This is a genomic window from Micromonospora sp. NPDC049257, assembly GCF_040678915.1.
Classification (GTDB): Bacteria; Actinomycetota; Actinomycetes; order Mycobacteriales; family Micromonosporaceae; genus Micromonospora; species Micromonospora antibiotica.
On the sequence record NZ_JBFAQU010000015.1, the window covers coordinates 150,204 to 160,603 of the forward strand.

Annotated in this window: 8 protein-coding genes and 1 pseudogene; 3 read left to right on the forward strand and 6 right to left on the reverse strand. The window is 69.5% G+C overall.

Annotated features, from left to right (window positions below; translation table 11 throughout):
• Positions 1–15 precede the first annotated feature (15 nt).
• The 3 genes from AB0K25_RS21710 to AB0K25_RS21720 all read right to left on the reverse strand — a co-directional run bounded on the left by AB0K25_RS21710 (position 16) and on the right by AB0K25_RS21720 (position 6,503).
• Complete coding sequence (locus tag AB0K25_RS21710; RefSeq protein ID WP_219460177.1) at positions 16–1,206, reverse strand: hypothetical protein; 1,191 nt, start codon at positions 1,204–1,206, stop codon at positions 16–18.
• Entirely contained in the window at positions 1,203–4,988 is a 3,786-nt protein-coding gene (locus AB0K25_RS21715) for an AAA domain-containing protein (RefSeq protein WP_357537348.1), read from the reverse strand. The genes AB0K25_RS21710 and AB0K25_RS21715 overlap by 4 nt, the downstream gene beginning before the upstream one ends.
• A gap of 72 nt (positions 4,989–5,060) precedes the next feature.
• Positions 5,061–6,503, reverse strand: coding sequence for a hypothetical protein (locus AB0K25_RS21720; protein ID WP_357537350.1), 1,443 nt, complete (start codon positions 6,501–6,503; stop codon positions 5,061–5,063).
• Positions 6,504–6,808: 305 nt separating this feature from the next.
• On the opposite strand from AB0K25_RS21720, the pseudogene AB0K25_RS21725 reads away from it, so the two are divergent.
• Positions 6,809–7,097 (forward strand): annotated as a pseudogene (locus AB0K25_RS21725) (hypothetical protein).
• 362 nt (positions 7,098–7,459) lie between these two features.
• On the opposite strand, the gene AB0K25_RS21730 reads toward AB0K25_RS21725, so the two are convergent.
• Genes AB0K25_RS21730 through AB0K25_RS21740 form a run of 3 tightly spaced genes read right to left on the reverse strand, consistent with a single transcriptional unit; the run spans position 7,460 to position 9,632 of the window.
• Positions 7,460–8,638, reverse strand: a complete 1,179-nt coding sequence (locus tag AB0K25_RS21730; RefSeq protein WP_219460167.1) for an MAB_1171c family putative transporter — start codon at positions 8,636–8,638, stop codon at positions 7,460–7,462.
• 15 nt (positions 8,639–8,653) lie between these two features.
• Positions 8,654–9,166 (reverse strand): hypothetical protein, encoded by a 513-nt coding sequence (locus tag AB0K25_RS21735; protein ID WP_219460163.1) that lies wholly within the window; start codon positions 9,164–9,166, stop codon positions 8,654–8,656.
• Positions 9,156–9,632, reverse strand: a complete 477-nt coding sequence (locus AB0K25_RS21740; protein WP_219460161.1) for an XRE family transcriptional regulator — start codon at positions 9,630–9,632, stop codon at positions 9,156–9,158. The genes AB0K25_RS21735 and AB0K25_RS21740 overlap by 11 nt, the downstream gene beginning before the upstream one ends.
• 159 nt (positions 9,633–9,791) lie before the next feature.
• On the opposite strand from AB0K25_RS21740, the gene AB0K25_RS21745 reads away from it, so the two are divergent.
• Complete coding sequence (locus AB0K25_RS21745) at positions 9,792–10,016, forward strand: hypothetical protein (protein ID WP_219460158.1); 225 nt, start codon at positions 9,792–9,794, stop codon at positions 10,014–10,016.
• A gap of 38 nt (positions 10,017–10,054) precedes the next feature.
• Complete coding sequence (locus AB0K25_RS21750; RefSeq protein ID WP_219460154.1) at positions 10,055–10,282, forward strand: hypothetical protein; 228 nt, start codon at positions 10,055–10,057, stop codon at positions 10,280–10,282.
• Positions 10,283–10,400 lie beyond the last annotated feature (118 nt).

Here is a 10,400-nt window from a genome sequence, read left to right on the forward strand (position 1 = left end):
CGGTCGGTAGCCGCCTCAGTCATAGCAGAAGTCCCGGTCACGGCGCAGCGCGTAGACCTGCGGCCAGTGTCCGCTTGTCCACAGCAGGTCAACCACGTCGTCCTCGGTGACGTCGTCCGCCGCCAACTCGTATGCGGCGCGAGCCTGCTCGATAGCGCCGCGCAGGGCGTCGGGGTCGAGTGAGCCGGGTCCGGGGTCGCGAAGCCGGCGGACGGCGTCGTGTCTCGCGAAGACCCGCCGGGCGGCCGGTTCGGCCGCGATCAGCCGGACGTTGACCCCCAGAACGCAGGTTTCCGTCCGAATCTCAAGCCCAACGGTGGGTGTGAGCGGCAGCTCCGACCCCGCGGCCTCGGCTGCGGCGGCGTCGAGGCGGTACACCCAGTCGAGCGGGCCTTCCCGTTCGACTGTCACCGTACCCCCGGAGTCGACCCAGGCAGAGCCCGCGTGAGCTGCCTGGTCCGCGAGCGCCGTCCACTCGGCCGCCTGCCGGGTCGCCCCGTCCAGCGGCAGCGACACGGGTGCCTTCCCGCCAGACTCCCGCACCTTGAGGACCAGCTTCCGCGCGACACCGGCACCGCTGATCCAGCCGGAGCAACGGTACGCCGGGCAGTCGGCCTCGATCCTCATGGGCTCGGCCGGCTCGACAGCGTCGACGATGTCGTCCGGCAGTCCGATGACGTCCCTGGCCCGGATGCGTGATCGCAGCAGATCAGTGAAGTCGGACATCTCCCCCGGCATCGGTGCATATTCGGCCGGGGCGCCCCGGTGCAACGGCGGTGGCGTGGTGCCGCGCGATCCCGGCGAGTAGGCGACCAGGTCACCGGTGTGCGGCAGAAACAGGAAAGTCATGGTGACGGTCCGGTACTCGGGGACGGTCAGCCGCGCCAGCGCCGCGCCGGCCACCTCGGCGACCGCCCGGTACCCGCCGCCGTCCACGTCGAGCAGGCCCAGTCCGGTCAGCCGCTCGGCGATCCGGGTGACCACCTCGGCCGGTATCCCGGTCACCTCCGCGACGTCCTCGGGCCGCATCGGTGCCAGCATGATCGCCGACTCGACGACTAGGCGATCGACGACCGTCAACTCCTCGTAGACGAGGCGGACGACCGGCACCGAGGTCCAGAACAGCATCGGCACCAAGGCTTCTCGCACCACCACCGTCGCATTCTCGGGCACCTGGATCGGGGGCGTCCACTTGAAGGTGATCATCCCAACTGCTCGATCCGCTGGAAGTTGTCGTCGGTGTCGAACAGGTCGAGCAGGTGAGCATAGAACCGACGGGCGCGGTCGTCAGTACGCAACTGCCGCAGTGTCCGGCCGTGGCCGACCAGCACCAGCGCGCGGCGGGCCCGGGTGCAGGCCACGTTCAGCCGATGTATGTCCTGCAACCACTTGCCGTACCCGGGTCCCACCCGGGACAGGCTGGCCCGGGTGAAGCTCAGCAGCACCAGGTCGCTCTGCTGGCCCTGGATGCGGTCGACGACGTCGATCACCTCCCAGTCGAGCATCGGAAGCCGCAGGCCGAGCAACCGGTTCTCCAGTGCCCGGGCCTGCGCGCGGTAGAACGACAGGACGCTGACACTGATCGGGGCCCGCAGCTCCGCGTTGTAGATCTGGCACGCCCGAACGATCATCTCCTGCTCGCGGACGTTGACGAACCCATGGCGTACCTGCTCATCGGCGGCATCCTGGTAGTGGCTGGTGTCCAAAAACAGGGCGGGTCTTTCGAACCGACGCGGGAGCACCAGCGGGGTGACCCCGGCGGCGGCGAGTTCGGCGTCGGACGGCGAGCGATAACGGCCACCGTAGACGGGTCCGTCCACGATCCGGGCCAGTGGGGCGATCATCCGACGTTGCAGTACCAGAGGCTGTCGCAGTCGCGGGCTGCACACCCCCACCACGCGTTGGAACAGGCTCTGCGCCAGGTAGCGGCGCATCGACAGGAGGAGGCGCCGGTCGATCTCCGTTTCGTCCCCGTTCCGGCTGAACCGCTTGTGGACCTCGGCGAAACGGTGCCGGAAGACGGTGGCCCACTGCCCCGACGCCTCCAACGCGGCGGCCTCCCGACCCACCGAATCCGTCCGGAAGGCGCGTTCCCGTTCGTCCTCCTGCCACAGCTCGGCGAGGTCTTCAACCGCCCGGTCGAGGGTCGGTGCCGCCGTGCGGGCGAGGCGGTGCAGCGCGGTGAGCGCGTGCAGGAAGTGCTCGTCCCGCTGCTCGACGTACGGCGGAAGTTGGTGTTCGTCGCCGACCAGCACCCAGCGGCGGCTGCGAACGGCGCCGATCAGGAATTCACTCTCGGTCACCCGGCTGGCCTCGTCGACGATCAGCGTGTCGTAGTCGGTGTGCCGAACGATGTCGCTGCCACGGCCCACGATGCCCTTGGTGGTCGCGCAGACCAGATTGGTGGCTCGGATCAGGGACTGTGTGACATCGTCCACGAACTGCTCGTCGGTGCGCTCGGCAACCAACTCGCGCCAGCGCGCGTCCAGGGCCGGCAGCCGCTCCAGCACATGCTGGCGGCGCTGTAGCTGCCGTTCGAGCTCGACCGGATCCTCGCCGGCCGCCACCAGCCGATCACGTTCCCGGGTGGCCGTCTCCACCACGGCCCGGGCCGCCGCCACTCCCTGGACGGCCATGTCCGCCTGCCAACCCAGGTCGACGAGTTCCGCGTGCAGCGCCTCCGCCCTCGAACGCAGTGCCGTCACCGACTCGTCGAACGCCTGACGGACCGCGTGGAGGCTGTCATCGTGTGCCTGCCGCTGCGCTGCCGCCAGCCGGAGTCGCCCCACCATGTCGACGACCGGTGCCAGACCGACCTGTGATTGACGGTCCGACCCGTACGCCAGCCGGCCGTCGACGGCCAGGAGCGCGTTCAACGCATCGCCGATCCGCCGGACGGCCACGGCATCGCCGAGAGGGGGTCGAGGCAGCTGGCCACCGAGCGCCGCGACCACACTTTCGACGGCATCCACCGCAGCGGTGCACCGGGAGTTTGCGGTCTGCAGCCTGTCCCGAGCGACCACGTTCTGTTCTCCCAGCCGGGTCCGTTCGGCACGGCCGTCGCGCAGCAGCCGTTCGTGCGTCTCCACCAGCCATCGCCGTTTCGCCTGCTGGTGGACCACTGCCTCCTGCCATCTGGCGACGTCCCGCTCGGCCCTGGCGTCCTCTCGCCGTGTCCGGGCGATCCGGCCGCGGCCCAGCCGGTCCGCCATCCGGTCGAACGGAGTCGCCCACTGCTTCGCCACGTCGAAGTGCATCCGTGCCTGCATCGCCACCTCCCGGGCGGACAACAGCGCCTCCTCGGCATGGGCGACGGCACGCTCCGTTTGCACGATCGCGGCAGTCGACCGGGCCACTGCATTCTCGTGCCGCGAGATCGACGCTCGCCACGCCCCGTCGGCGTACCGGTACGCCTGTGCCAGGTGAGGGAGAGCACCGCTCACGGCGACGAGGTCGGTAGCCGCCTTACGCAGGATCCTCAGGGTCGGTTCGATCTCGGCCCGCTCCTTGGCCTCCCACTCCGCCGCCTGGTTGAACGCGTCAGCGGCGGCCGACAACGTGGCCTCCTGCCGCTCCTGTGCCACCCGCAAGCGGTCGAGTTCCGGCTGGAGCCGGTCCCGCCCGACGGTGAGCCGCTCGTCGGCCTCGCTGGCCAGTTGGCTGGCCGCCGTCAGGTTGGCCAGGGCCGCCGTCAACCGGTGCACCGCCGCGCTGGCTGTCGCGACCTCGGTCAACCGTTCCCGCACTCTGGACAGTTCGCGCTCCCACCGCCCCCGCTGCCCGTGGTCGCCGGGGCGCATGATCCGCCGAGCCTGCTCGGCACCGACCCGGCTCGGCAGAAAAGCGTGCAGATCCTCGTCCACCCGGTCGTCGCTCCAGGTAACCCGGAGCGGCCGGATGCCTGGCTTCCGCCCGATCCGGCGCAGGGCCTCGTCGACCGCGACGTGGGTCGGCGCCAGCAACAGCACCCGTTCACCGCGGGCTACCAGTTGCCGGATCACCTCGCCGATCACCTCGGTCTTGCCGGTGCCCGGTGGCCCCTGGACGAGGAAGGCGTGCGGGCTGCCGATCGCACCGACCACTGCCCGACGCTGTTCGTCGTTGAGTGCCGGCACATCCGGATCGTCGTCGCAGAAGTAGACAGGGGGCGGGGCCAGCTCTGGGAGGGACAACGCCTGTGGCTTACAGAGCAGCCGGGCCAGGTCGTCCCAGGCGCCTTCCACGTTCTCATCTCGGAACCGGGCCAGCGCCTCGGCGTTCTGCCGCATGCCGAAGGGGCGGACGACCGACAGGGTGACTGCCTCATCCCGCTCGAACACACAGTCGGACGGCTGGGCCACCTGGACCTGGCCGCGCCGCACCGACAGAACCTCGGTGTTGTACGCCCCGCCATCTGCCCGGGTCAGCCGGACCCGCTTACCGCGGAAGCCGTCCACACCGTCATCGGTCGAGTCGACCAAGATCGCCGCCTGTCGGCCCGGCTTCGGGTGCGTCGGACGGGCCAGCCCTCCGATCGTCTCCTCGGGCTCTTCAGCACGCTGCTTGAGCAGGTCGATCAGCGTGCCCAGCTCGCCGTACTGCAGGCGCACCTGGGCGTGGAGGTCGCCGTTGCCCTGCCTGGACGGGCGTTGTCGCGAACTGCGGACCTGCCGCTTCCGGTCGAGCAGGGCGGTTTCGATCTCGACCAGGTCGCATTCCGGCTCGTCCCAGACCATCCCGAAGGTCACCTGCTCGGGTACTGCCCGGAAGGTCCGCGGCACCGTAGTGGCGGTCGTGATCGATACTGCCTCGGCCAGCCAGACTCCCGAATTCTTGCCCTGCCGTCGCCGCAGTCGCAGCTCGAACTCGGTGCCGCCGAGTTGGAAGAGCTCGTTGCCATGTCGGGATGGACGCCGGGCCAACCAGAAGCCGGCAAGCAGGTCTCGGGCCACGCCGTCCCAGGAGCGGTCGGGCGGCGGTGACAGATGCGGTGGCCGACTGATCGTCATCTCGCCGATCAAGACGCGCTGCCTCTGCTCCGTCCAGCTACCGGGGCATGCCAACAGGGTGTCGGACACGCCTCATGCCTCGTCGAGGAAGCGGAGGATGCCGATCGACTGGTCGATCCGCTCTTCCGGGTGGTGCAAGGCCCAGAAGGCACGCAGGTTCTGCAGGGCCCGAGCTCGCAGGATCCGGGACTGGTCTACCGTCACCGACATGTCACCGTGCGCAAGAACCGAACGGTTACGCACCTCCACCAGGCTTCGGATGTGCCCCACACCACCCAGGTCAGCAACTTTGGCCGCAGGCAGCAGCGCATCATCCACACAGTGCAGTAACAGCAGGGCGTCGATCAGCCCGACCTTCCACGGCAGGGCAGCGGTCCCCCTCCGGCCGCCGAAGAGCTCCCGGCTGGCCGCCTGGTAGCGGGCGGTCAAACCGTCGACGTCCGCGTCAAGCAGTCGGTAGTCGGGATGCCCACCTTCGAATCCACCGTATGCCCGGCGCATCCGCTCGGAGAGGCTCTCCTCGATGGTCCGGTAGTACAGCAGCGCGGCGAAGTCGTACCGATGGAACTGCTGGTAGTGCTCACCGAGGAGGAAGTAGTTGAGCAGCAGGGCAGAGCGGTCGCGCTCGACGAGCCGGTGGACGAAGTCGAGTTGCTGCAGCAACCGCTGCCCGACTTCCGGCTTCAGCCCGGATCGCTGGTCGACCAGCCGGGTCCGGACCCGCGCCACCAGGTCCGGCAGTGCCGGCGTATCCAGGTCACACCATGCCTGGTACAGCGCTGACAGGTCGCACAGGAACCGGGCCTGCGCCGGCTCCGACATGGAGAGACTGAGCTCACCGAAACGGGCCGCAGCACCCGCGTACACGCCGGAGCGGAACATTTCCCGGGCCGCATCCATGCCCTTGTCGCCAAAGATGACAGTCGGATTCTGCAGCACACACAACCGCTCGGTATCGGGCACGGCCTGCCGCATCTCCGGGTCGAACTCACTGTCGATGTAGCACATCCTGAGGTCCAACTGGGCGGCGGCGAGCGCGGCACCCGCGCTCATCACCTTCTTCCCGCCGGTGATGTCGATGATCGCGGAGATCGGCCTCGCCCCGGGACGAGGAAAGACCGCCTTCTTCACGATGTCGTAGATCTCACTCACATCGACAGGATCGACGTACTGGTGCTGGAAGTCGGAGAAGGTGATCCGTCCGCTCAACATCTCGGAGATGACGTTCACCTTGGACCGGGAGTTGTCCGAGGAGATCACCAGCAACCGGGCTGGTCGCAGTAGCTCGAAGGCCAGCACGGTCGTCTCCGGTGAAAACCCGGCCAGGCTCACCAGCAGATCTACTTGTGGGCAGTCCACGTCCCGCGAATTCCGTCGGGCTATCTCGATCACTTCCGGATACATCTCCGCGAGCCGGAACCGGGTCGCCTGCTCGGCGGCGGTCCCCTCGCCGAAGGTGTCCTCGCCGCGGAAGATCCGCCGCATACGGTCGCGCTTCTGCAGGAAGGTGGTCATCGCTGATGATTCCAGCCCACGGAGGGTAGTCCTGACAAGACCCGCCGCCTATCTCGGCTCGAACGTGATCGGTGCGCAACGTAGGAACCTCGGCCGATACAGTAGGTCTAGAAGCTCGGACCCAGTGGAATCACCAGTTCAGGGCTTTACCTTGCTGGTGAACCGTCAGGGAACCGAACTCCGATCCCGCAGATCGATCCTCCAGAAACAGCTTGTCGATCAGGCATCTCCGACATCCCGGCTGCCGGTGCCGGGCCGGCTTCGCGGCCCGTCCGCGCGCGGACCCTTCCTACGACTCATGGCCCATCCCGGGTCACGACATCTCCACAGCAGGCATCGGCAGCGTCGGCTCGATTGCCTCCGTCGGCAGCATCGGCTCCGCCGGATCGGTCCTGTCCATCGGAGTCGCGCTCTCGATCGGGTCGGCCCTGTCGTGGCGGTCTCGCTGGTCATTGATGGCTGACCAGTCCTTCGGAGCCGTGATGGGCTCCCGCGCACTCGTCGGTCCGTCCGCGACGTTGGCAGCCGTGGCGCTGACCGGCCTTTGCCGGCTGCCTCCTGGCGCGCAGCCGCCAACCGCATGAAGGCCATTGAGGGTGGTAGCCGGGCGAAGTCGTTTCCTGCCAGGCTGTTCGCTTCCGAGAGTACGGTGCTGTCTCTGCGAGCGACCCCACCATCGCGCTTCACCACACGGGCGTGCCCGGCGGCCGATGGCAGCACGGCAGCAGATCAGCGAGTCCGTCGCGGCGATCAGGCCGGGACAGTGCTCGGTCAATACGGGCATTCACCGTTGGCGATGCAGCTTGTGATCAGGAAGCCACGCTGACATCCCTGCGTGCCATTCCGGCAAACCGGACCGTCGGTTCTGCCGGTGTGCCCGGGGGGATCACCGGGGTTGACGCGGGCGAAGGACACCCGCAGCTTCAGCGGCCAGCCGAAACCCAGTTGCGAGAGGCCTACGCCTGGTCGGCGTTCTGGGGTTTGGTGGCTTCGGCGGCAGCGCGTTGGCGGACCCGGGCCACCTCCGCCGAGCTGGCGAACTGTCGGGCCACCCGGGCCAGCCAGGCGCTCTCCGAGGCCAGCGAGGCGTCCACGTCCTGGAAGGGGTGTTCGGCACGGTAGTCCCGGCCGTGCGCGTGACCGACGAGGGCGGCGGCGATCACCGCCGCTTCCACGGTGGCCGGGTCCGCCGCCGGGTCGACCCAGCGGGGCACGTCGGGATGGGCGTAGGGGCGCAGCGTCAACTGCGCGTCGCGGATTTCGATCACCCGCCGGTAGAGCGCGAACTCCGCGCCGGGCAACGGCCAGCCGCCGCTGGTGTTGAGGGCGATCTGCGGCAGCGCGGTCCGCAGCGCCCGCCAGAGTGGGTCGATGCGGCGCAGCCGGTGTAGCGCACGTAGCCACCGCAGTGGCGCGGTGATCCGGTCGCCCCAGGCGGTCAGGGTCGCCCCGATCAGCCAGAGCAGCATGCAGATCGAGCCCAGGGTGGCGCCGATCGGCAGCGTGGTGGCCAGGGACCGGCCGGTGAGGAGGGTGACCACCGGCCGGACCCCGGACCAGGCCGCCCAGACGATGCCCAGCGCGGTGCCGGTGACCACGAAGCTGAGTCCGGTCCGCAGTACGCCAGCCGGCACGTGCCGCAGGTAGCCGCCCACGCTGGTGATGAAGGTGACCAGGCAGACCGCGATGTAGCTGAAGAAGACCACGAGGTAGCCGACGACGACCGGATCCCGCGAGTACGCGTTGACGAAGTTCAAGGTGAAGGTGGTGTCGGCGTTCGCCAGCAGCACCGCCATCACCAGGACCGCGCCGACCAGCAGGACACCGTGCCGGCGCAGCCAACGCCGGGTGCCGGCCGGGCAGGCGATGCTCTGGCCGAGCGCGCCGAGGAAATACGCGGCGAGCATCTCCAGGCCGTTGCCGAGCAGCCGGCCGAGGTTCGGCACCGGCTCGACGTGGCTGATCGCGATCAGGACCGGGTGGGCCATCACCGCCAGACCGAGGCCGATACAGAGGAAGAAGGCGGAGAGGTACCGGGTGCCGGCGGCTCGCCGACGGCCGGGTACCGGGATGAGTTTGTAGGCGGCGACCACGACGGCGAGCGCCAGGGCGGTGAAGTTGAGCCAGGTCAGCATGGCGCCCGGCCCTGGTCAGCCGGTGTCGAAGATCGAGCCGAGTCGGGCCAGCCCGTCGGCGACCTCGGGGGTGACCGGGCCGACGCCGCCGGTCGGGCCCCGGCGGGCGCGTTGGGCGATCATCGAGGCGACCAGTTCGGCCTCCTGCTCCTGGGCGGCCGAGTAGTCGGAACGGCCGAGCACCCGGCGGACCAGGTCGGTGGAGAGGTTCGGCAGCAGCAGGGCGGGCAGGGCGGCCAGCGAGCGGTCGTCGACGTGGCCGCAGAGCAGGTGCCCAACCTCGTGCAGCAGGATGTGCTCCTGGTGCAGCCGGGTGGTGCTGGTGGCATAGAAGAGGTAGTCGGCCTGGTCGGTGGCGACCAGTGCGCCGCACTGGCTGGCCCCACCGGGCATCGGCACCAGCTCGACCGGTCGGCCCCGCTGGTGGGCCAGCGCGTCGACGAACCGGGTCGGCTCGAACGGCGTCGGGATCGACAGCGCGTCGACAATCCGCTGGCACCGACGCCACATGCCCCGATCAACCGCCATCGCGCCCCACCGGCCCGCCCGTACCGGGCCCGGGCAGCTCCACGCCGGCCGGGCCGGCGCGGCGTGCCTCCCGCCGCCCGATGGCTTCGATCATGTCGCTGATGGTGTCCAGCCCCTCCGGGGAGAGGGTGACCGCACGCAGCGCGATCTGCCGCACGGCACTGTCGCGCAGCGCGCCGAGCAGCTCCAGCTCCTCGACGATCCGCGCGCCCTGCTCGTCGTCGAAGAAGTACGCCGCCGGCACCTGGAAGAACTGGGCGAGGGCCTCCAGGTGCCGCTTGGTGGGGTTGGTCCGCCGGCCGTTGCGCAACTGCCAGAGGTACGTGGTGGAGAAGCTCTCCCCGGTGGCCGCGCGGCAGGCGGTGGCCACCTCCTCGTTGCGGTACTGCTCCCGGTCGGGGCGGCGGACCACCTCGAAGAGTCTGTTGATCTTCTCGGCGAGGGTGCCCGTGGTCGGGTGGTCCATGTGGTGCCCTCCCCTCGTCGGATCGGGTGGACCCCGTTTCCCGTGGTTGACGGCGGCGACCCCCTCGGACATCCTAGCGATTCACGATTTTTAGCTGAGATGAACGGCGCGCGCGCCGCCTTTCACACTGGCTGAGAGCTTCCGGAGGAGGTGAACCAGATGACCGCACTTGTCGACCACACCAACGACATCTCCCTGGAGATGTTCGGTGAGCTCACCGAGGCCGACCGGAACGCCCACGGGCTGGCCGGACTCACCCCGGTGCTCGCCACCCCGACGGCGGTGGCGCTCGGCGTCGCCGTCGGCGCCGTGGCGTTCCACGCCGGCTACATGGTGGGCATCGCCCGCAACATGGCCGAGGGCACCAGGCCACAGCCGAAGTAGTCGCCCGACAACCCGTACCCCCAGTCAGGAGGTGATCCATGTCCGTTCTCGCCAACAGGGTGAACGCGGACCCCGCCCTCGCCACCATCCCGATCCACAGCGACGAGGCGCGCAACCACGTCGGCGGGATGCCGGTGCTTGCCACTCCGGCGACCATCGTCACCGTGGCGGCCGGAGTCGGCCTGGTCGGCTCGGTGGCGGCGCTCTTCGGCGCCGGCTACGTCGCCGGGCGCAACCTCGGCGGGACCAGGCCGGTCCCGAAGTGATGACCCGATCGCGGTAGCAGCACCCGGGGCCGGGGGGGGGGGGGGGGGGGGCCCCCCGCCCCCCCCCCCCCCCCCCGCCCGCCCCCCCCCCCCCCCCCCCCGCCGGCCCCAAAATAAG